At 65.0% G+C, this 21000-nt stretch carries 21 protein-coding genes and 1 tRNA gene; 11 read left to right on the top strand and 11 right to left on the bottom strand.

Translation table 11 applies throughout. The annotated features are described in order from the left end of the window. Positions 1-32: 32 nt before the first annotated feature. A complete protein-coding gene (locus ABIE56_RS07400) occupies positions 33-1646 on the bottom strand; it encodes a M48 family metalloprotease (protein WP_429243166.1) in 1614 nt (537 codons plus the stop codon). 135 nt (positions 1647-1781) lie between these two features. On the opposite strand from ABIE56_RS07400, the gene grxC reads away from it, so the two are divergent. From grxC to ABIE56_RS07385, 3 genes are all read left to right on the top strand, one after another. Then, a complete protein-coding gene (gene grxC, locus ABIE56_RS07395; protein ID WP_429243165.1) occupies positions 1782-2051 on the top strand; it encodes a glutaredoxin 3 in 270 nt (89 codons plus the stop codon). Next, complete coding sequence (locus ABIE56_RS07390) at positions 2051-2446, top strand: carboxymuconolactone decarboxylase family protein (RefSeq protein WP_429243164.1); 396 nt, start codon at positions 2051-2053, stop codon at positions 2444-2446. Before grxC ends, ABIE56_RS07390 begins: the two co-directional genes overlap by 1 nt. A 127-nt stretch (positions 2447-2573) precedes the next feature. Further along, complete coding sequence (locus ABIE56_RS07385) at positions 2574-3596, top strand: isocitrate dehydrogenase (protein ID WP_429243163.1); 1023 nt, start codon at positions 2574-2576, stop codon at positions 3594-3596. An 82-nt stretch (positions 3597-3678) separates the two neighbouring features. On the opposite strand, the gene ABIE56_RS07380 is transcribed toward ABIE56_RS07385, so the two are convergent. The 6 genes from ABIE56_RS07380 to ABIE56_RS07355 all read right to left on the bottom strand — a co-directional run bounded on the left by ABIE56_RS07380 (position 3679) and on the right by ABIE56_RS07355 (position 8683). Next, positions 3679-4221, bottom strand: a complete 543-nt coding sequence (locus ABIE56_RS07380) for a hypothetical protein (RefSeq protein WP_429243162.1) — start codon at positions 4219-4221, stop codon at positions 3679-3681. A gap of 73 nt (positions 4222-4294) precedes the next feature. Then, positions 4295-5221, bottom strand: a complete 927-nt coding sequence (locus ABIE56_RS07375) for an aspartyl/asparaginyl beta-hydroxylase domain-containing protein (RefSeq protein ID WP_429243191.1) — start codon at positions 5219-5221, stop codon at positions 4295-4297. A 100-nt stretch (positions 5222-5321) separates the two neighbouring features. Continuing rightward, the gene (gene thiD / locus ABIE56_RS07370) at positions 5322-6098 is read right to left on the bottom strand and encodes a bifunctional hydroxymethylpyrimidine kinase/phosphomethylpyrimidine kinase (RefSeq protein ID WP_429243161.1); all 777 of its coding nucleotides are present in this window, start codon (positions 6096-6098) and stop codon (positions 5322-5324) included. Further along, complete coding sequence (locus tag ABIE56_RS07365) at positions 6095-7483, bottom strand: PhoH family protein (RefSeq protein ID WP_429243160.1); 1389 nt, start codon at positions 7481-7483, stop codon at positions 6095-6097. The genes thiD and ABIE56_RS07365 overlap by 4 nt, the downstream gene beginning before the upstream one ends. A gap of 82 nt (positions 7484-7565) precedes the next feature. After that, positions 7566-8027, bottom strand: coding sequence for a peroxiredoxin (locus tag ABIE56_RS07360; RefSeq protein ID WP_429243159.1), 462 nt, complete (start codon positions 8025-8027; stop codon positions 7566-7568). Between the two features lie 23 nt (positions 8028-8050). Further along, entirely contained in the window at positions 8051-8683 is a 633-nt protein-coding gene (locus ABIE56_RS07355) for a glycine cleavage system protein R (protein WP_425492769.1), read from the bottom strand. Between the two features lie 108 nt (positions 8684-8791). Between ABIE56_RS07355 and dapA the strand changes: the two genes are divergently transcribed. Both dapA and ABIE56_RS07345 read left to right on the top strand, forming a co-directional pair. After that, positions 8792-9685, top strand: a complete 894-nt coding sequence (gene dapA, locus ABIE56_RS07350) for a 4-hydroxy-tetrahydrodipicolinate synthase (RefSeq protein ID WP_429243190.1) — start codon at positions 8792-8794, stop codon at positions 9683-9685. Positions 9686-9725: 40 nt separating this feature from the next. After that, positions 9726-10331: a hypothetical protein gene (locus ABIE56_RS07345; RefSeq protein ID WP_429243158.1), complete on the top strand. Its 606-nt coding sequence runs from the start codon at positions 9726-9728 to the stop codon at positions 10329-10331. A 186-nt stretch (positions 10332-10517) separates the two neighbouring features. On the opposite strand, the gene fdxA is transcribed toward ABIE56_RS07345, so the two are convergent. Together fdxA and ABIE56_RS07335 are read right to left on the bottom strand one after the other, a co-directional pair. After that, positions 10518-10841, bottom strand: a complete 324-nt coding sequence (gene fdxA / locus ABIE56_RS07340) for a ferredoxin FdxA (protein ID WP_429243157.1) — start codon at positions 10839-10841, stop codon at positions 10518-10520. A 28-nt stretch (positions 10842-10869) separates the two neighbouring features. Continuing rightward, a tRNA-Glu gene (locus ABIE56_RS07335) sits at positions 10870-10945 on the bottom strand. A 218-nt stretch (positions 10946-11163) separates the two neighbouring features. Between ABIE56_RS07335 and pcnB the strand changes: the two genes are divergently transcribed. From pcnB to pgi, 6 genes are all read left to right on the top strand, one after another. After that, positions 11164-12498 (top strand): polynucleotide adenylyltransferase PcnB, encoded by a 1335-nt coding sequence (pcnB, locus tag ABIE56_RS07330; RefSeq protein ID WP_429243156.1) that lies wholly within the window; start codon positions 11164-11166, stop codon positions 12496-12498. Continuing rightward, entirely contained in the window at positions 12495-12980 is a 486-nt protein-coding gene (folK, locus tag ABIE56_RS07325) for a 2-amino-4-hydroxy-6-hydroxymethyldihydropteridine diphosphokinase (protein ID WP_429243155.1), read from the top strand. The genes pcnB and folK overlap by 4 nt, the downstream gene beginning before the upstream one ends. Positions 12981-13049: 69 nt before the next feature. Continuing rightward, positions 13050-13877 (top strand): 3-methyl-2-oxobutanoate hydroxymethyltransferase, encoded by an 828-nt coding sequence (gene panB, locus ABIE56_RS07320; protein WP_429243154.1) that lies wholly within the window; start codon positions 13050-13052, stop codon positions 13875-13877. 10 nt (positions 13878-13887) lie between these two features. Further along, positions 13888-14733 (top strand): pantoate--beta-alanine ligase, encoded by an 846-nt coding sequence (gene panC, locus ABIE56_RS07315; RefSeq protein ID WP_429243153.1) that lies wholly within the window; start codon positions 13888-13890, stop codon positions 14731-14733. A 142-nt stretch (positions 14734-14875) separates the two neighbouring features. Next, positions 14876-15256, top strand: a complete 381-nt coding sequence (gene panD / locus ABIE56_RS07310) for an aspartate 1-decarboxylase (RefSeq protein WP_429243152.1) — start codon at positions 14876-14878, stop codon at positions 15254-15256. Positions 15257-15479: 223 nt separating this feature from the next. Continuing rightward, entirely contained in the window at positions 15480-17114 is a 1635-nt protein-coding gene (gene pgi, locus ABIE56_RS07305; RefSeq protein ID WP_429243151.1) for a glucose-6-phosphate isomerase, read from the top strand. 56 nt (positions 17115-17170) lie between these two features. Here the strand turns inward: pgi and parE are convergent, their stop codons facing one another. Then, on the bottom strand, positions 17171-19060 hold the full coding sequence (parE, locus tag ABIE56_RS07300; protein WP_429243150.1) for a DNA topoisomerase IV subunit B: 1890 nt from the start codon (positions 19058-19060) through the stop codon (positions 17171-17173). 114 nt (positions 19061-19174) lie between these two features. Further along, positions 19175-20974 (bottom strand): M24 family metallopeptidase, encoded by a 1800-nt coding sequence (locus ABIE56_RS07295; RefSeq protein WP_429243149.1) that lies wholly within the window; start codon positions 20972-20974, stop codon positions 19175-19177. Positions 20975-21000 lie beyond the last annotated feature (26 nt).

Genomic DNA, 21000 nt, shown 5'->3' with positions numbered 1-21000 from the left:
CGTCACATTCGCCCCTTGCCGATAAGGCGCATCTATTGCTGCGAGCGGCCGTCCGGGTTGTCATCCGTGGCCACCCGGCGCTTGCGCAGCTCCAGCAAAAGCGGGGTCAGGTCGGCGATCTGGGCCTGGATACGCGAGCGCTGGTAGAAATCCAGGTCATCGCGCTTGAGCAGGCGGCGCAGTTGCTCCATGGCATCAAACGGGCGCCCCGAGAGGTAGGCGCTGTTGGCGTAGGCCTCGGCCGAACGAATGCTATCGCCCGCGCGCTCGGTGGCCTGGGCGTAGGTGCGGAAGATTTCCGGGTCGTCGCTGTTATCCAGCATGGGCCGGAGCAGGGCGGCGGCCTGCTGGGCGCTCTCCCGGCTGCCCTGCACGGCCAGCGCCTTGGCATAGCCCAGCGCCACGGCCACGTTGCGTGGTGAATTCGCATGCAAGGCCTTGTAGATGGCCATGGCATCACCGGAACGCCCCGCGTCCATGTAGGCATCGGCCATCGCAAGGCGCAGTACGACGCTATCGGGCCGGCTGGCCAGCAAGGGCTGCAGCTGCTCAATGGCCTGGCTGCCGTGGTTCGTGCGGATAAGCGCCACGGCGTAACCGTATCGGTTGGCGCCCGTATCGAAATCCTTGCGCTTCAGGTTGGTGGCGTAATACGAGGCTAGCTTGCCAGCATCCCCCGATAGCACGCGCACGCGTTCACGCATCAGCGCGTAGGTATCGCCGGCGCTGTCCTTGGGTGCTGCATTGCCGGTACTCACCAGGGTGGTGGGGTCCTTCACGAAGAGCACGGGTGCGGTGCTTTTTTCCCAGCTAGCCTTGTCCAGGGTGGGTAGCTTGGGCCGATCCTTGAGGCGATCCTCCAGCACACGGGCGCGTGCCCGGGCGTCGCTGATGCGATCCAGCGTTACCGGGTGGGTCTGGAGCAGGGCGGGCAGCGCATCTTCGCCTTCGCCCACGCGTAAGGTGTCCTGCATGCGGCCGAAGAAATCCGCCATGGCGTCTGGATCGAAACCCGAATTGGCGAGCGTCTGGATACCGACGCGGTCGGCCTCGATTTCATCCTTGCGGGTGAAGTTGATCTGCCGCTGGAGCAGCAGGCCCTGGCCGCCCATGAGTACGCCTGCCGCGGCATCACCACCGGCGCTGCCGGCCGCGATCGCGCCGAGCAGTACCAGCGCCAGCAGCGGCGCATCCTTCTTCGACGCCTCGAAGGCGCGATACAGGTGGTTCTGGGTGATATGACCAATTTCGTGCGCGATGACGCCCGCCAGTTCGCTTTCGCTCTGGGTGATGTTGATCAGGCCGGCATTCACGCCGATATAGCCGCCAGGGGCTGCGAAGGCGTTGATCTGGGTGTCGCGCACGATGAAGAACTGGAAATGGTCCTTCGGGCGGTCGCTCGCCGCGACCAGGCGGAACCCCAGGTCATTGATGTACTGGTCGAGGAGGGCGTCATCCAGGGTCAGGTCCAGCGCGTGCATCTGCCGGAGCATCTGGGCACCGTAATCCTCGGCCTCGCGCGGGCTGATCAGGGCGTTGGCGGAGCTGCCCAGGTCAGGCAGGCGCACGGCCTCCTGGGCGCCGGCCACGAAGGTGGCGGCGGTGCTGGCGGCGAGGAGAAGCAGGCGGGGAAAGGGTTGGCGCATAAGTGTCAAAACGATACCACCACGGGGCCTCGACCGGCTTGGACCGCGCGGCGCGGCGCGGGTTCGCGGCGGGTTGTAGAATAGGGTCAAGGCCGCCATATCACGGTCATCAGAGCGTTCGGAGACACCCGTTCCATGAGCACCCCCGACATCACCATCTATTCGACCGCGGTATGCCCTTACTGCGTCGCCGCCAAGAACCTGCTGAAGGCCAAGGGCCTCGCGTGGAACGAGGTGCGCATCGATATGGATCCGGCCCAGCGCGACCTCATGCTGGAGAAGAGCGGCGGCCGCCGCACCGTGCCGCAGATATTCATTAACGGTACCCATGTGGGCGGGTTTGATGACCTTGCCGCCGCCGATCGTAGCGGCCGCCTGGCCGAGATCCTCGAGGCGTCGCACTGATGGCCACGGACAAGACCCGAGTCGAGGAATTCACCGCCTTTCGCCAGCGCATGAACGAGCGGATCCTGGGTGAAGACAACCAGGTGGTTCGCCGCTTTTTCGCGCTGGATACCCAGACCTACCGCGCGGGCGCGCTGGATGTGAAGACCAAGGAGATGCTCGGGCTGGTAGCGTCCATGGTGCTCCGCTGTGATGACTGCATCAGCTACCACGTGGCCCAGTGCAAGGAAGCCGGGGTAAACCGCGACGAGTTCTTCGAAGTATTCAGCGTCGGCCTGGTCGTAGGCGGCTCCATCGTCATCCCGCACCTGCGTCGCGCCGTGGATTTCCTGGACTCGCTGGAAGGTGAGACGGGCAGCGAAGCCGCCGCCTGCGCCGACCACGCGGCCAGCTGAAAACGGGCCGCCAACGGCGGCATCCTTGAAGGAAGCGGGCAAAATCGCCGATAATCGGACGATTTTCCTTCCCCGGCACATGCTTCGCATGTGTCTTCAGACCCGCTTCCTTCCAGGAGTAATCCCCATGAGCAAGACCATTGCCGTGATCCCCGGCGACGGTATCGGCCCCGAGATCATGGATGCGACCATTCGCGTCCTCGATGCCCTCGACTGCGGCCTGACCTACGATTTCGTGGACGCGGGCATGGTGGCCCTCGAGAAGCACGGCGACCTGCTGCCGCAGGCCACGATCGATGCCATCGCCAAGCACACCGTCGCGCTCAAGGGCCCGCTCACCACCCCGATCGGCGGTGGCTTCACCTCGATCAACGTTACCTTGCGCCGCAAGTTCGACCTGTACGCCAATGTGCGTCCGGCAATCAGCTTCCCGGGCACCAAGGCGCGTTACGACAATATCGACATCATCACGGTGCGCGAAAACACCATGGGCGCGTATATGGCCGAAGGCCAGACGCGTGAGGGTGAGGGCGCCAACGAGGTGGCCGTGTCGGTCATTCGTAACACGCGCCCGGGCATGGAGCGCATCTGCCGCTACGGCTTCGAGATGGCGCGCGCGAAGGGCCGCAAGAAGGTCACGGCCGTGCACAAGGCCAACATCATGAAGACCTCGTCGGGTCTGTTCCTGGATGTGGCGCGCGAAGTGGCGAAGGATTTCCCGGACCTCGAGTTCCAGGAAATGATCGTCGATAACGCCTGCATGCAGCTGGTGATGAACCCGTACCAGTTCGATGTGATCGTCACCACCAACCTGTTCGGCGACATCCTTTCGGATCTGTGCGCTGGCCTGGTGGGCGGCCTGGGCCTGGCCCCGGGTGCGAACATCGGTAAGGACGCGGCCATCTTCGAAGCGGTGCACGGCTCGGCCCCGGATATCGCGGGCCAGAAGAAGGCGAACCCGTGCGCGCTGCTGCTGGCGGCGGCGGACATGCTGGATCACCTGGGCATGGTGGCGAAGGGCACGCGCCTGCGCGCTGCGATCAGCGACGTGATGAACGCGCGCGACCGCACGACGCCGGACGTGGGCGGCACCGGCACGACCGATACGTTCGGCGATGCGATCGTGGAGCGGATCAAGGCTGCGGCGTAATCGCTTGGGTTCAAGCATGAAGAAAAAGCCCGGCATATGCCGGGCTTTTTTGTTTGTGCGCACGAGCACACCTTTGGGCCCGCTAGCGCGAGGCCGGAGGCGAGTTCATCTGCGCCACTTGCGGATCGTTGCCATCGTTGGTGACTGAGGTGTTCTCCAGCGCCCGCTGGCAGACCGCCGCTTGGGTCGGGTAACGCTCAACGCAGTATGTGACCCACTTGCGCACGTTCTTCGCCCGCTGCGACGGCAACAGGTGGCCCGTCAGCGGCCCCTTTGCCTGGCCCGTCACTTCCTTCAGCACCGCCATCAGGCCGTCGTGCACATACCAAGGCTGATACTGCACGTCTTCCCGGCCCGGCGCCCCGTGCACCCAGATCGACTGCTCCGCCAGCCGGCGGCTATCGCCCAGGTGCGAAATGACATAAGGCACGCCTGCCTTGCCGAGGCCCATCAGCTGGCGGAATGCCAGTGCCTGCGACTTCGCATCGAGCGTGGTGTCGTTGACCAGTCTGGCAACCAGCGGCCCCATATCCTCGGCGGGTGGCCCGGCCTTTACAGGCGGCGTGCCGGCGGTAGCCGCAAATGGAGCCACTAGTGCTAACACGATGATCCAGCGCTGCTTCATGCCCGTATCTCCGTTCAGGCTCACCCCGGCCGGAGTATCGCGCCGCTTTATCCTGCGGCGCGTGAAATCTTCTTTAACCCCGGAAGAAGGGGTAGGGCGCCAGGAATACCAGCCACACCATCAGCACGATGCCAATGTACTTCATGACCCGGAACAGCTTCGGGTTCGCCTTCTTGAACTTGCGCGTACGCTCGCGGCCGCGCTGGTTCAGGGCGAACATGCGGTTGACGAAGCCGACCTGTTCCTTGCCGTCATCGCTGTTGGGCGATGCTGTGATCGAGCCCATGAAGGCGCCCACGCGCTTGTTAATCGCCGTCATCAGGCCGAATTTGAGCGGGCGCTCCACATCGGCGAACAGGATCACGCGGGTCTGGTCGGTGCGGTTTTCGGCCCAATGCACGTAGGTTTCGTCGAACACCACATCCTTGCCGTCGCGCCATGCATGCATCTCGCCATCGACGAAGATGCGGCAATCATCCGAATTGGGCGTGATCAGGCCAAGGTGGTAGCGCAGCGAACCGGCGAACGGGTCGCGGTGCGGGTTCAGGCGGCTACCCGGCGGCAACAGCGCGAACATCGCGGCCTTTACGCTGGGAATCGAGTTCAGCAGCTTCACCGTTTCCGGGCACAGCGCCTCGGCCGAGGCGAGTGGTTCGCCGTACCACTTCAGGTAGAAGCGCTTCCAGCCTTGCTTGAAGAACGAATTGAACGAGGCGTCGTTGTGCTTTTCAGCCGAGCGGATATAGCCCTCGTCGAACAGGTGCATGGCCTCTTCGCGAATCGCCTGCCAGTTGTTCTGCAGCAGATCGAGCTGCGGGAAGCCGCTGCGATCCAGGATCGGGCGCGCGGGCACGGCCGAAAACGCGTACATCAGCAGGTTGTACGGCGCGAACAGCGCCGAATGATCCACCAGCTGGCGATCGAAGCGCAGGCGCGAGCGGCCGCGCAGATGCACCAGCAGCACGCACAGCGTGAACAGGATCAACAGGTACAGGACGATGAAGCGGGGCCCGAGGAGATTCATGGGGTTGCACTCAAAAGGACGGGCGATACATGAGGCCCTGCGGGCCCTGCATCAACACGCATAGGATACTCCGGCGTCAGTGCGCCAGCACGTGCACGGCACCGCTGCCCGGGCGCCAGGCCCCGCGGAAAGCCTTGTCCAGCCAGGTAATGGCCGCGCGGGCAGCCGCCTGCGGCGCTTTGCCTCGTGCCAGTTGGGCCGTCACGGCTGAGGCCAGGGTGCAGCCGCTGCCGTGGCCTTCGAAGGGCAGGCGGGGGTGTTCGAACGCGAGCGCGCCGGTCGCATCGTAGTAGCGATCCACGATCTGGCTGCCCTTCACATGGCCGCCCTTGAGCAGGACGCTGCCACAGCCGAGGGCGAGCAAATCGGCCCCGGCTTCGTCGAAGGCCTTGCCGATTTGCCGCCCCAGCAAGGCCTCTGCCTCGGGCAGGTTGGGTGTGAGGATATCGGCCAGTGGGATGAGCCGGGTCACCAGCGCTTCGAGCGCGTTTTCATCGAGCAGGCGGGCGCCACTCGTCGCGATCATGACCGGGTCAACCACGAGCCAGGGTGGTTGGCGCTCCGCCATTTCTTTCGCCACCAGCCGCGTGATCGCGGCGGACCCGAGCATGCCCGTTTTCACCCCGGCGACCGGGAAATCGGCGAACACGGTTTCGATCTGGCTACGTACGTGGGCCAGCGGCAACGTGTGTACGGCCGAGACGCCGCGCGTGTTTTGCGAGGTGACGGCGGTGATCGCGGTCAGCCCGTGCGTACCCAGCGAGTGGAAGGTCTTCAGATCGGCCTGGATCCCCGCACCACCGCCGGAATCGGATCCGGCGATGGTGAGGGTGTTGGGTTTCGCCTTCGTCACAACGCTTCGGAGGCGAAATCGGCCAGGCGCGAACGTTCACCACGCTTCAGCGTGATGTGGCCGGAGTGGGCCCACATCTTGAAGCGGTCCACCGCATAGGTAAGACCTGAGGTGGTTTCGGTGAGGTACGGCGTATCGATCTGCTCCACGTTGCCCAGGCACACGATCTTGGTGCCGGGGCCCGCGCGCGTGATCAGCGTCTTCATCTGCTTGGGCGTCAGGTTCTGCGCCTCGTCGATGATGAGGTAACGGCTGAGGAACGTGCGGCCACGCATGAAGTTCAGCGAACGGATCTTCACCCGCGAAGCGAGCAGATCGTTGGTGGCCTGGCGGCCCCAGGACCCGCCTTCCTCGGGGTTGGCGAGCACCTCCAGGTTATCGGTGAGGGCCCCCATCCACGGGGTCATCTTTTCCTCTTCCGTGCCGGGGAGGAAGCCGATGTCTTCGCCGACCGACACGGTAGCGCGGGTCATGATGATCTCGCGGTAGCGCTGCTGGTCCATGACCTGGGCCAAACCGGCGGCGAGCGCGAGCAGGGTCTTGCCCGTACCCGCCGTGCCGAGCAGTGTGACGAAATCCACGTCAGGATCCATCAGCAGGTTCATGGCGAAGTTCTGCTCGCGGTTCCGCGCGGCGATACCCCACACGCCATGTGCCGTGTGGGTGTGATCGTCGAGCAGCACCAGCTTCGCGCGGCGGGCGTCTTCGGGGCCCGTCAGCTCGAGGACGCGCAGCTCCACGTCGTTTTCGCCGGGCATGTACAGGCACTCGTTCGGGTACCAGTGCTCATCCTCGCGCACATCCATCTCATAGAACGTACGGCCACGCTCGTTCCACGAACGCACCTCGGGGTGCCGGTTCCAGAAATCTTCCGGCAGTTCATCGGAGCCCGTGAACAGCAGCGCGAAATCATCCAGCGCGCGGTCGTTCTCGTAATCCTCGGCGGTGATGCCGTAGATCGAGCCCTTGATGCGCAGGTTGATGTCTTTGGTGACCAGGATGACCGGTCGATCCGGGTACTGGTCGCGCAGGTCGATCACCGACGACAGGATCTGGTTATCGGCCTTGCCGTTGCCGTGGCTGGCGCGTTGCTGGAAGTACAGGCGGCCCACCGCGCCGCGTTTCAGTTTGATGCCGGCGGGGTTGGTCAGCTCCAGGCCGTGCTTCAGCCCGTCGACCCCGCCCAGTTCGATCAGCTCGTTGAGGAAGCGGCTGACCTGGCGTGCGTTGCGTGAAACTTCAGAGCCGCCTTTCTTCTTGTCGTCCAGTTCCTCCAGCACCGTCATCGGTATGAAGACATCGTGTTCCTCGAAGCGGAACAGCGAGGTCGGATCGTGCAGCAGCACGTTGGTGTCGAGGGCGTAGATGCGCTTGCTTCCGGTCATGCGGAAGTGACCTCATGCGGAGGTTGCAAAACCCGGCTACGCGGCCGTGGCCGGGGGAAGGAGCCGCGTGGCGCGGTGTCCGTCACGCGGTGGGAACACACTCAAGGACGGCTTGCGCATGGCCGGGGATTTTCACCCCACGCCACTCCGCGAACAGCTTGCCATCCGGGTCGATGAGAAACGTGCTGCGTACGACACCCATGTACTTTTTGCCGTACAGCACCTTCTCGTGGATGACGTCGAAGGCCTGGCACCAGGCTTCATCGGCATCGGAAACGAGGGGGAAGGGGAGCTCGTGCTTTGCCGCGTAGTTCGCGTGCGAACGGACCGAGTCGCGCGATACGCCAATGACTTCAGCGCCCCGTGACTGGAACTCAGCGTACCGGTCACGGAAATCCTTCGCTTCGTTCGTGCAGCCCGGCGTGTTGTCCTTGGGGTAGAAGAACACCACCACCCATTGGCCGGAGAGGGATGACAGCGCCAGCGTGGAACCATCGCCGAGCGTGCCCTTGAGTTTCGGAACCTTCTTGCCCTTGCCGATCATGCGCTGTGTTTTATTCCCTGGGGTCAGAACTTTACCGGGTCCATGATGGCATCGAGGTTGAGGCCATCGCACAGTTCGAGGAAATCATCGCGCAACGCGGCGATATGCGTTTCGGAAGGAATGCCGATCGTGATCTGCGCCTGGAACATCTCTGCGCCGGTCTGCATGGCCTGGTAGCGCATGGACGACAGCTGTTCCACGCTGATGTCGCGGCGCGAAAAGAATTCGATGATCTTGACCAGGATGCCCGGACGATCGGCCGCGATCACTTCCACGAGGTACGGCAGCAGGTGTGCTGTCGGCTCGCGCGGCGTCGTGCGGTAATGGACGATCTGCAGTTCCTCGTCGCGCGCCAGCTTGCCCACGGCCGTTTCCAGCTTGGCCACGGCATCCCATGAGCCCGAGGCCAGCAGCATCACCGAGGTATCGTTGCCGATGGTGGAGACCCGGGCATCGGCCAGGTTGCACCCGGAATCGGCGATGCGCTTGGCGAGGGCGAGGATCGGCGCGCGGTGCGCCGGCGACAATGTCGAGATAAGCAACTGGTTATCGGCGGCGGCGCTGCGTGCTACAGAACGGTTCAAGGCCTTCACTACCCATGGCGCGGCCCGCGGGGCGCGGGGCGTCGCTGTTGGCCCGAGCTTAACGGGGGCCATTGGACACTAGCAAGACACTGCGAACGCGGGCCGTTGGATCGGGGCGAATGGACTCCCCGGAAACGCCCCGGTAACATGCGAAGGGCTGGTTCCTCAATGGGTTTCACCTTGGATATCTCCGGAAGCATCACCGCGTTGGCAACCCCGTTTGCCGCCGACGGTTCCCTCGATCTCGACGCGTTCGGCCGCCTGCTCGACCAGCAGTTGGCCGGCGGTACCCAGGCCGTGGTGGTCGCGGGTTCAACGGGCGAATCGCACTTCCTTGAGCATGATGAATTCGAGCGCCTGCTCGCGTTCGCGGTGAAACACATCAATAAACGCATTCCGGTCATTGCCGGCACCGGTGAAGCCGGCACGGCCAGGACCATTGCCACCACGCGCCGGGCCAAGGCGCTGGGCGCCGATGCCGCGCTGGTCGTGGCGCCGTTTTACGTGCGGCCCACCCAGGAGGGCATGCGCCGGCATTTCCTTGCCGTGGCCGATGAAGGCGGCCTGCCGGTCATCCTCTACAACGTGCCACCCCGCACCGGCTGCGATATCGGGCCTGAGACCGTGGCCGTCCTCAGGGACCACCCAGGCATCATCGGGATCAAGGAAGCCCGGGGTGAGCCGGAGCGCATTCGGGCCATCGCGGAACTTATTCGCGAAGATTTCGTCTACCTCAGCGGCGACGACGGCACGGCCCACCAGGCCATGCTCGCCGGCGCCGCGGGCACCATTTCGGTGGTAGCCAATCTCGTTCCGGGGCCTTTCCGTGAATTCTGCGACGCCGCCCGCTCGGGTGACGCAGGGCGTACGGCCAGTGCCACGGCCCGTCTGGCACCCCTGATCGACGCACTGAACTGTGCGCCGAACCCCATCCCCGTCAAGGCCGGCCTGGCCCTGCTGGGGCTGGGTTTGGCAGCACCCCGCCTGCCCCTGGTCGAGCTGGAACCCGGCCCGGCGCTGGCGAAAGTGCGCGAAACGCTCGCGGCTCTGGCACCATTGGCGACTGCCGCCTGACGCAACCCCATTAAAACGGCTTCCAACGGAACCCTTGTTCATGAAGAAAACCTCGTACGCGCTGGTCGTCCCGGCACTGCTCCTTTCCGTCCTGGTCGTTTCCGGCTGCGGCGCGTTCCGCTCCACCAAGCAGTGGGAAAAGGCCAAGCAGGAAGCACCGCTGGAAATTCCGCCGGGCATGGATACCCCGTCGACGAGCGCGGCGCTGGTGATTCCGGATGCTGGCTCCACCTCGGGTAGCGCTGCGACCGCGGGCGCCCCTGCTGCCGCTCCGGTCTCGGATGGCTTCATCCTGGCCGATGCCCCTGATGCCGCCTACAAGCGCATCGGCGAGGTGCTGGCGGTTGGCGATGTCGGCAGCGTCACGGCCCACGATGACGATACACACACCTTCCAGATCGCTGCGACCTCGGGTGCTCCGGAGCAGAAGCGTGGCTTCTTCAAGCGCATGTTCGGCGGCGGCGACAAGAACCCCGATGCCGCTATCGAGGGCGGCCCGCAGGCGACCCAGCAGGGTGGCAACAAGCACCCGGTCGTGCTCACGGTCAACGCCAGCGGCGCCGGCTCGGAAGTGCGCGCACAGGGCGATGCTGGCGGCGTCCGCCGCGTGATCGATTCGCTGAAGGCGCGCCTGGGCGTTAAGTAAGCCCCGCCTTTGGCCCACAAAAAAGCCGCCCGTCCGGGCGGTTTTTTTGTGGGCCAAAGGCATGGCTGGTGTAGGAGCGCGCTTGCGCACGATGGGGGCTCGCAGCAAGTCCCATCGCGCGCTTGCGCGCTCCTACAGAGAACGCGGCAATAAAAAAGGCCCCTCGGGGCCTTTTCTGCTAACCGCTTACTTCAGAAGCAGCTCGATCTTGTTGGGCTTGTTTTCCCAGTCCTTCGCGTCCGGCATGCCATCCTTGCGCTCGGTGATCACCGGCCAATCCTTCGACAGATCGGCGTTCAGTGCCACGAACTGCTCCTGCCCTGCGGGGACATCGTCCTCGGGGTAGATCGCGTTGATGGGGCATTCCGGCTCGCAGAGCGTGCAGTCGATGCACTCGTCCGGATTAATGACCAGGAAGTTCGGGCCTTCGTGGAAGGCATCCACGGGGCAAACCTCGACGCAGTCCGTGTATTTGCACTTGATGCAGTTGTCGGTAACGACAAAGGTCATGCGAACGGTTCGGCGCCGAAGAGGAAAGTGGCGCTCCCTACGAGGTTCGAACTCGTGTTCCAGCCTTGAGAGGGCCGTGTCCTAGACCACTAGACGAAGGGAGCGGGTCGTACGAGACGTACGAAGCGCGCTAGTATATCCGAATTCCGCCGCCTGGCAACGTCTTCGCAGCCGCTCGTCGGATTGGGTCGAATTCGTTACATTTGGCCCGTTCATCCCGACACCGGCCGCCGGTGGGGGCAGCCACTTGCCCGGGCGCCAGCGCGCCCGCCAGGACACCAACCGCTTGAATTCCGAATCAAGGGGCGAGGTTCCGCACGGTATGCGAATCATCCCGCGCGAACAGCACTCCATTTCCCGCAAGAACATCAGCAAAGCCGCGCTACGCGTGCTTTACCGACTGCATGACGCCGGGTTCGCCGCGTACCTGGTGGGTGGCGCCGTGCGCGACCTGCTGCTGGGTGGCCACCCCAAGGATTTCGATGTGGCGACCAACGCCACGCCGGAAGAGGTGAAGGGGTTGTTCCGCAACTGCCGGCTGATCGGCCGCCGCTTCCGCCTGGCCCACGTCGTGTTCGGTCCCGAGATCATCGAGGTCGCCACCTTCCGTGGCACCGGCGAGGAGGGGGCCGAGGGCGAGGGTGACCGGCACATCGTCGATGGCCGCATCGTCCGCGACAACATCTGGGGCACGATCGAAGAAGATGCGGTACGCCGCGACTTCCGGGTCAATGCCCTTTACTACGATATCGCCGACTTCAGCGTCCGCGACTACGTGGGCGGCATGCAGGACCTGGAAGATCGCACCATGCGGCTCATCGGCGACCCCGAGCAGCGCTACCGGGAGGACCCGGTACGCATGCTGCGCGCGGCACGCCTGGCAGCCAAGCTGGGCTTCACCATCGCCCCTTCCGCGTCCGCTCCGTTCAAGAAGCTTGGTCACCTGCTGACCGAAGCCTCGCCGGCCCGGCTGTTCGATGAATCGTTGAAACTGTTCCTCGCCGGCCACGGCCTGAAGAGCTTCAAGATGCTCGAGGCGTGCGGCTTGCTTGAGTTCCTGTTCCCGGCCACCGCCCGTGCCCTGGAGCGTGGCGACAACGCGCTGCGCGCACTGGTGGAGCAGGGCCTGGCCAACACCGATGCACGCATTGCCGAAGGCAAGTCGGTGACGCCGGCGTTCCTCTACGCGGTACTGCTTTGGGGTGAGGTGCGCGACCAGGCCCACGGCTGGATGGCGCAAGGCTTCGAGATGAACGAGGCGTGGCAGCGCGCCGCGGTACATGTGGTGGGCGAGCAATGCCAGCGCGTCGCGATCCCGCGCCGTTTCACCTTCACCATGGAAGAGATCTGGTCGCTGCAGCCGCGCTTTGAGCAGATCCATCGCAAGCGGGTGTTCCGCCTGATGTCGCACCCGCGTTTCCGCGCGGCGTTCGATTTCCTGCTACTGCGTGCCCATGAATCGCCGCGCATGCGCGAGTTGGGTGAATGGTGGGCGCACGCCCAGCAGTTGCCGCCCGAGATGCTGGCTGCGGCCCTGGGCGGCGGTGGCGTACCGACGAACGATGGCAGCACCGTCGCTGCCACGGCACCGGCCCGCAAGCGCCGGCGGCGGCGCAAGCCCACGCGCGGTGGCAAGGGCGACGCGGGCGGGGCGTGAGCGTTGTTGCCCTGATCGGCCTGGGGGGTAACCTGGGTGATGTCCGGTCGCGGCTCGATGCCGCGATCGACGCGCTGGATGCCACATCTGGTATCCGCGTGGTGGCGCGGTCGCGGTTCTACCGTACCCCGCCCTGGGGACATGTGGACCAGCCGGATTTCATCAACGCGGCCATCGCCGTGGAGACGGCGTTGGGTGCCCACGGCCTGCTCGATACGCTGCTTGCCACCGAGCGTGCCTTCGGGCGCGTGCGCGATGGCGAGCGCTGGGGGCCGCGCACCCTGGACCTGGACCTGCTGGCCTACGGCGATGAGGTGATCGACGACGAGCGACTGGCGGTGCCGCACCCGCGGATCGCCGAACGCGCGTTTGTGCTCCTGCCCCTTGCCGATATCGCGCCAGAGGCGGTTCTTCCGGGCCAGGGCCGGGTCACCGACCTGCTGGCCCGCGTGAACGCGGCTGAATGTATCCCTCTCGCCTGATCGGGGTTCCTTGAGCCCCGGGCCAATCAGGCGGACAATTCCTGTTTCACCCAACGAGGCGACAAGAGCGTGTACGTCGAAAAAACGAGTGCGCCGGCGCGTAAGCCGGTGACCGTGCCGGGCCTGAAGGCGATGAAAGCCGACGGCCGGAAGATCGTGATGCTCACCGCCTACGATGCGAGTTTCGCCGCGCAACTGGAATCCGCCGGGGTCGATGTCGCCCTGGTCGGCGATTCCCTTGGCATGGTGGTGCAGGGCAGGTCGAGCACGCTACCGGTCACGGTCGATGAGATGGTCTACCACACCGCCGCCGTAGCGCGCGGGCTCTCCGCCACGCTGCTGGTGGCCGATCTGCCGTTCATGAGCGATCGCGATGTGCCCGCCGCGATGGATGCCGCCACCCGGCTCGTCGCCCAGGGTGGCGCGGCCATGGTCAAGATCGAAGGTGCCGGCCGCATCTGCGAGGTGATCTCGGCGCTCGCCGAGCGCGATATCCCCGTGTGCAGCCACCTGGGCCTCACCCCGCAGTCGGTGAACAAGTTCGGTGGTTACAAGGTGCAGGGCAAGACCGAAGACGCGGCCGACAAGCTCTTCGCCGATGCGAAGGCTGTTGAAGCGGCGGGTGCCGACCTGTTGGTTCTCGAATGCGTGCCCTCCGCACTGGCGGAGCGCATCACGAAGGCGCTCGCGATCCCGGTGATCGGTATCGGCGCGGGTGTCGACTGCGACGGCCAGGTGCTGGTCGTTTACGACATGCTCGGCCTCACCCCCGGCAAGCGGCCGAAGTTCTCCAAGGATTTCCTCGCGGGACGTGATTCCATTCCGTCAGCGATCCGCGCGTACGCGGATGACGTAAGGGCAGGGGCATTTCCCGGCCCAGAACATAGCTTCAGCTAAAGAGCCCGCCATGCAGACCGTTACCGACGCCGCCGCCCTCCGCGCCACCATTCGCGGCTGGCGCAACTCCGGCCAGACCGTGGGCTTCGTGCCCACCATGGGCAACCTCCACGAGGGCCACCATTCCCTGCTGAAGCTGGCGCGCGCCCGCGCGGACAGGGTGGTTGCCTCCGTGTTCGTGAACCCCACCCAGTTTGGCCCGGGCGAAGATTTCGAGCGGTACCCCCGCACCCTGGCCCAGGACCAGGTCGGCCTGGCCGAGGCCGGCTGCGATGTGCTGTTCGCCCCGGAAGTGGCCACGATGTACCCGTTCGGTGCGGCCGGTAGCGTCAGCATTCACGTGCCCGGCGTGACCGAGACCCTGGAGGGTGCTCACCGCCCGGGCCATTTCGACGGCGTGGCCACCGTGGTGTCCAAGCTGTTCCACCTGGTCCAGCCGGATTTCGCCGTATTCGGCCAGAAGGATTTCCAGCAGTTGAAGGTCATCGAACGGATGGTCCGCGACCTGTCGCTGCCGGTGAAGATCATGTCCGGTCCCACCCTGCGTGATGAGGATGGCCTGGCCAAGAGTTCGCGCAACCAGTACCTCACCCCAGCCGAGCGCCAGCGCGCCCCCCAGATCTACGCCACACTGACCCAGATGCGCGAACTGTTCCGCCAGGGGCACAACTGGCAGGCGCTGGAAACGGCCGCCCGTGCCCGCCTGGAGCGCGCCGGCTTCGTCCCCGATTACGTCGCGATCCGCCGGGCCGATGACCTGGCCGAGCCTGCGGCTGACGAGCGTGAGGGCCTGGTGGCCCTGGTCGCCGCCCGACTGGGTGCCACCCGCCTGATCGATAACCTGCCGTTCGACTGAATCCCTTCACGAACGGGCACTTGCGTTTCCGACCCGGCTCCCCCATAAAGCGCCTCGACACCGAGGAAGCCCATTCACGACGGTACGGGTTTGCCTCCGTTAGAATGGGCGTTTTTGTAACCGCCAGACCCCAGAGACCGCCATGCACCTCAACATGCTCAAGTGCAAGATCCACCGTGCCACGGTGACTCACGCCGAGCTGAACTACGAAGGTTCCATCGCCATTGATGGCAACCTGCTGGATGCCGCGGGTATCCGCGAGTACGAGCAGATCCATGCCTGGAACATCAACAACGGCGAACGCTTCGTCACGTACGCACTGCGTGCGGAAGAGGGCTCGGGCATTATCTCCGTGAACGGCAGCGCCGCACGTCGCGTGTCGACGGGCGACCTCGTCATCATCGCCGCCTTTGTCGGCCTGTCCGAGGCCGAGCTGGCCAAGTACCAGCCCGACCTGGTGTACGTGGATGCCAATAACCGCATTACGCACACCAACCATTCGATTCCGAAGCAGGCTGCGTAAAAGGGCTTCTCTGTAGGAGCGTGCTTGCGCGCGATCCCCGGGTACCGTAAGGCCCGGACAGCTGCCGTCTGGGTGCCTGACGGCAGGGGTTCCTGACATGGTGGCATCGCCGCCCTGTTGGCTTTTCGCGCGCAGGCGCGCTCCTACAGTTCCTCCATACAATCCACTTACGCTGCAGTGCGGTAATATCGACGCTTCCCTCCGTCGCAGCCAAGTGGAAGCCATGGATTCAAACCACGTCCCCGTGCCGTCGTTCGATGAGCACAAGAGCCGCCTTGCCGGCACCTCCCTCCGCACGCTCGTCAACGATGCCTCCCGTGGCGATCGCTTCCGCAAGCGCATGGGTCCCATCCTGCTCGATATCACCCGCCAGAAGCTCGATACGGCGGCGCTCGATGCCGTCGGCCAGTACATCGAAAGCACCGGCTGGCAGGCCGCGCGCGATGCGATGTTTGAAGGCAAGCACATCAACACCTCCGAAGACCGCGCCGTGCTGCACACCGCACTGCGTGGCGGCGCCTCGCGTCACCCGGCCGCACCGGCCGATGTGCGCAAGGAAGTGTCCGATGCGCTGGACCAGATGGAAAAGCTCGTCAACGCCGTGCATAAAGGCGAGGGCGAATCGGTCGGCCTGATCGGCCGCGTCACCGATGTGGTCAACATCGGCATCGGCGGTTCGGATCTCGGTCCGCGCCTGGCGGTGCATGCGCTCGAGCGCTTCCATGTCGATGGCATCAAGAGCCACTTCCTGACCAACGTGGATGGCCAGGCCGCCTACGATCTGATGAACTCACTGGATCCCGCGCACACGCTGGTGATCCTGGTCTCGAAGAGCTTCAACACCCAGGAGACGCTGCTCAACGGCGGTGTGTTCCGTGACTGGATCCTCAAGTTCAACAAGGGCGACACGGCAAAGACGGCGAAGCATTTCATTGCTGTGAGCTCGAACGTCGATGCTGTGAACAAGTGGGGTGCCGCACAGGTGCTGCCCATGTGGGATTACGTCGGCGGCCGTTTCTCGCTGTGGTCTGCCGTGGGCGCGTCCATCGCCTTCGCGATTGGCATGAACGGTTTCCGCGACCTGCTGGCGGGTGCGGCCGAGGCGGACGACCATTTCCGCACCACCGAGTGGAAGGACAACCTGCCGGTGCTGCTGGCTGCTGCCGAGCTGTGGAACCGCAACATCCTTGGCACCACCAGCCGTGCGGTGATTCCGTACGTGGATTACCTGGCCGACCTGCCGTCGTACCTGCAGCAGCTCGAGATGGAGTCGCTGGGCAAGCACGTGCACCCGACCACCGGCAAGGAAGTCGCCGGCTCGACCGTTCCCGTGGTGTGGGGCAGCATCGGCACCAACGCGCAGCACGCTTATTTCCAGGCGCTGCACCAGGGCACCGACATCGTCCCGCTGGAATTCATTGGCCTGGTAAAGCCGGCGCACCCGCTGCGCGAGAACCAGGATGTGCTGACCTCGAACCTGCTGGCGCAGGCCGCTGCGTTGTCGCTGGGCAAGACCTTCGAAGAAGCGCTTGCCGAAGCGAAGACCGGTACCGAAGAAGAGCGCCGTGCGCTTGCCGCGCAGCGTACGTTCAAGGGCAACCGCCCGAGCACTGTGTTCATGCTCGATTCGCTCACCCCGCATTCGCTGGGCGCGCTCATTGCGCTGTACGAGCACAAGGTGTTCATGCTCGGCCACCTGTGGGGTATCAACGCATTCGATCAGTGGGGCGTAGAGCTGGGCAAGGTCATCGCCAAGCAGATCTACCCGTCGCTGGCGAACGACAAGGATGCCGGTGATATCGCGCAGTTCGACGCCGCAACGCGCGGGCTGATCGAGGCGATCCGCGAACGCCGGTAAAAGACTGCCGTTGCATGCGCACAAAAAAGCCCGGCATTGCCGGGCTTTTTTGTGGATCAGACTTCGAGGGTGGCCAGGTCGCCTTTGTCCTCGAGCCACTGTTTGCGATCGCTGGCGCGCTTCTTCGCCAGCAGCATGTCCATCAGCTTCGTGGTGCCGTCATCGGTATCCACCGTGAGTTGCACCAGGCGGCGCGTGTCCGGATGCACGGTAGATTCGCGCAGCTGGGCCGGGTTCATTTCGCCCAGGCCCTTGAAGCGGGTGACCGAGACGGCGCCCTTCATCTTTTCGCGCTCGACCTTTTCCAGCATCAGGCGCTTCTCTTCCTCATCCAGGCAGTAGAACACCTGCTTGCCCACGTCCACGCGGAACAGCGGCGGCATGGCCACGAACACGTGGCCTTCGCGCACCAGGGACGGGAAATGGCGAAGGAACAACGCCGATAGCAGGGTCGCGATATGCAGGCCGTCGGAGTCCGCATCGGCCAGGATCACCACCTTGCCGTAGCGCAGGCCGGAGAGGTCATCCTTGCCGGGGTCACAGCCGATGGCAACCGCCAGATCGTGGACTTCCTGCGAGGCGAGCACCGCAGTGGATTCGACTTCCCAGGTGTTCAGGATCTTGCCGCGTAGCGGCATGATCGCCTGGAAATCCTTATCGCGTGCCTGCTTCGCCGAACCGCCGGCCGAATCACCCTCGACCAGGAAGATTTCGGTGCGGGTGAGGTCAGTGGAGGCGCAATCGGCCAGCTTGCCGGGCAGGGCGGGGCCCGAGGTGATCTTCTTGCGTACGACCTGCTTGGCCGCCTTCAGTCGCGCGCTGGCGCGCTCGATGGCGAGCTGGGCGATCTTTTCGCCCAGGTCCACGTGCTGGTTGAGCCACAGGCTGAAGGCATCATGCACCACGCCTTCGACCACGCCCGCAGCGTTGCGCGAAGAAAGGCGTTCTTTGGTCTGGCCGGCGAACTGCGCGTCCTGCAGCTTGATGCTCAACACGAAGGCCAGGCGCTCCCAGACATCTTCCGGGGCCAGCTTTACGCCGCGCGGCAGCAGGTTGCGCAGGTCGCAGAACTCGCGGATGGCGTTGGTGAGGCCCGAACGCAGGCCATTCACGTGGGTGCCGCCCTGGGCGGTGGGGATAAGGTTGACGTAGCTTTCCTGCACCAGCTCGCCTTCCGGCAACCAGCACAGGGCCACGTCCACCGTGTCTGTCTCGCGTGCGAAATGCTTTACAAACAGGTCGGCCGGCAGCGCCTCGGCACCATTGAGCTCGGCCTTCAGGTAATCCTGCAGGCCATCCTCGAAGTACCACTCGGTGGTTTCACCGGCGGCTTCGTCATGCAGGCGGACCGTCAGGCCCGCGCAAAGCACGGCCTTGGCGCGCAGCAGGTGCTTGAGCTTGGAAACGAGGATGCGCGGCGAATCGAAGTACTTCGGGTCCGGCCAGAAGCGCAGCGTGGTGCCGGTCTTCTTCTTCGGGACGGTGCCGATGACTTCGAGCTCGCTGGCGCGATCGCCGTTTGCGAAGCTCATGCGGAATTCCTGGCCCTCGCGGCGGATGGTGACATCCACCCGGGTGGAGAGCGCATTCACCACCGAAACGCCCACGCCGTGCAGGCCGCCGGAGAACGCGTAGTTCTTGTTCGAGAACTTGCCGCCCGCATGCAGGCGCGTGAGGATCAGCTCGATACCCGGCACCTTCTCTTCGGGGTGGATATCCACGGGCATGCCGCGGCCATCGTCGGTCACTTCCACCGAGCCGTCATTGAATACGGTGACGTCGATGGTCTTCGCGTGGCCAGCCAGCGCCTCGTCGACGGAGTTATCGATGACTTCCTGCGCCAGGTGGTTTGGGCGCGATGTGTCGGTGTACATGCCGGGGCGGCGCTTGACCGGGTCAAGGCCGCTGAGGACTTCGATGTCTGAGGCGTTGTAGCGGGTATTCATCAGGCGGGTCGGTTTCTCGTAAGCCGGGCAGGATGGGTGAGGCAGGCAAGCCGGTCAAGCCTGCCACGTCCACGTATCACGCGCCGAGATTGGACGATGCGGTGACGCAGGTCCTCACAACGGGGCGCAATGCCACTCCAGCCACGCGCGGTCTTCACCGTCCAGCAGCGGCGACAGGGCCGCGCGCACGGTGGCGTGATAATCGTCCAGCCAGGCGCGCTCGGACGGCTCTAGCAGGCGCGGTTCCAGCCCGCGCCGATCAAACGGGCACAGGGTCAGCGTCTCAAACGCGTAAAACTCGCCAAATTCGGTCTGGTCGGCCTGGGTCACCACGGCCAGGTTCTCATGGCGGATGCCGTAGCGGCCGGGCTTGTACAGGCCGGGCTCGATCGAGGTGATCATGCCGGTCTCCAGCGGGACCAGCGCGCCACCGGCCACCGGCGGCCGAATGCCGTGGGGGCCTTCGTGCACATTGAGGAAGTAGCCCACGCCGTGGCCCGTGCCGTGGCCAAAATCCATGCCGGCGGCCCACAGGGGCGCCCGGGCCAGCGCATCGAGCTGCGGACCGCTGGCACCCTTGGGGAAACGGGCCCGGGAAAGGGCGATCATGCCTTTGAGTACCAGTGTGGAATCGCGTTTCTGCTCGTCGGTCACCGCCCCCAGGGCTAGCACGCGGGTGATATCCGTGGTGCCGCCGAGGTACTGTCCACCGGAATCGACCAGCAGGAGGCCCTTGGCGGCCAGCGGGCTGAAGCCTGCTTCGGTGGCGCGGTAGTGGGGCAGTGCTCCGTTGGCCTGGTAGCCGGCGATGGTTGAGAAACTCTCGCCGACGAACCCGTCCTGGGCGGCACGGGCCTCGCGGACGATCGTATCCACATCCAGTTCGGTCAGCGGCTCGCCGGCCGCGAGGCCGGTTTCGATCCGGCGGAAGGCGCGCGCGAGGGCGGCGCCATCGCGGCGCATGGCTTCGCGAATGTGCTCCAGTTCCTCGGGGGTCTTCCGCGCCTTGGCGGCGGTCGAGGGGGCGGCGCCACGTACCTGCTTCACGCTGGCGGGCAGGCCATCGAGGATGGCGACCACAACCTTCGAAGGATCGAATAACAAGGTGGCGTCATCGGGCAGGGCCGCCATGGCGGCGGCCGCCGTGCCGTAATCGGCCAGGCTGATGCCATCCGCGGCCAGCGCGGCCTTCACCGCGGGCGGCAGCTTGGGCGCATCGATGAACAGGGTGGCGCGGTTGTCCTCAACCAGCAGGTGGGCGAGGAACACGGGGTTGTAGTCCACATCGGCACCGCGCAGGTTGGTAAGCCAGGCGATGTCGTCGAGGCTGGAGAGCAGGTGGTGCGTCGCACCGGCCCGACGCATGGCGGTGCGCACATGCTGCAGTTTGTCGGCCCGGCTGACCGGGGCGTAGGGCGCCTCGTGGGCGAAAACCGGGGCCGTGGGGCGGGTCGGCCGATCCGCCCAGGCGGCACCCGGCAGGTCCAGATCGGTGCGCAACGAGGCACCGGTGTCGGCAAGGCGCTGGGCCAGGCCTTCGGCGCCCGCCACGGAGACGCTATCGCCCGCGACGGCGACCGTATCGCCATTGCCCAGCTGGCCAGCCAGCCAGGCAACGTGCTCCGGGGTGTGCGCCACGTTAAGCTTCATCAGCGGCAGCCCGCTGCCAGCCAGTTCGGTCTCGGCCTGGGAGAAATAGCGTGAATCCGTCCACAGGCCACCACCTTTCGCGGTTACCACCAGGGTGCCAGCGGAGCCTGTGAAGCCCGAAAACCACTCCCGGGCCTGCCAGCGGGGCGGCAGATATTCGGAAAGGTGGGGATCGGCGCTGGGTACGACGACGGCGGCGACACCTGCGCGGGCCATGGCGGCACGCAGGGCTTCAAGGCGGGCGGAAACGGGGGATGTGCTCATGCCCCCATGTTAAGCGTTCAGCGAAC

It is taken from the genome of Luteibacter sp. 621 (genome assembly GCF_050435445.1).
In the GTDB taxonomy this organism is placed as follows: Bacteria; Pseudomonadota; Gammaproteobacteria; order Xanthomonadales; family Rhodanobacteraceae; genus Luteibacter.
The sequence above is the reverse complement of the archived record's forward strand: the minus strand, read 5'-3'. Positions and strand labels throughout refer to the sequence as shown.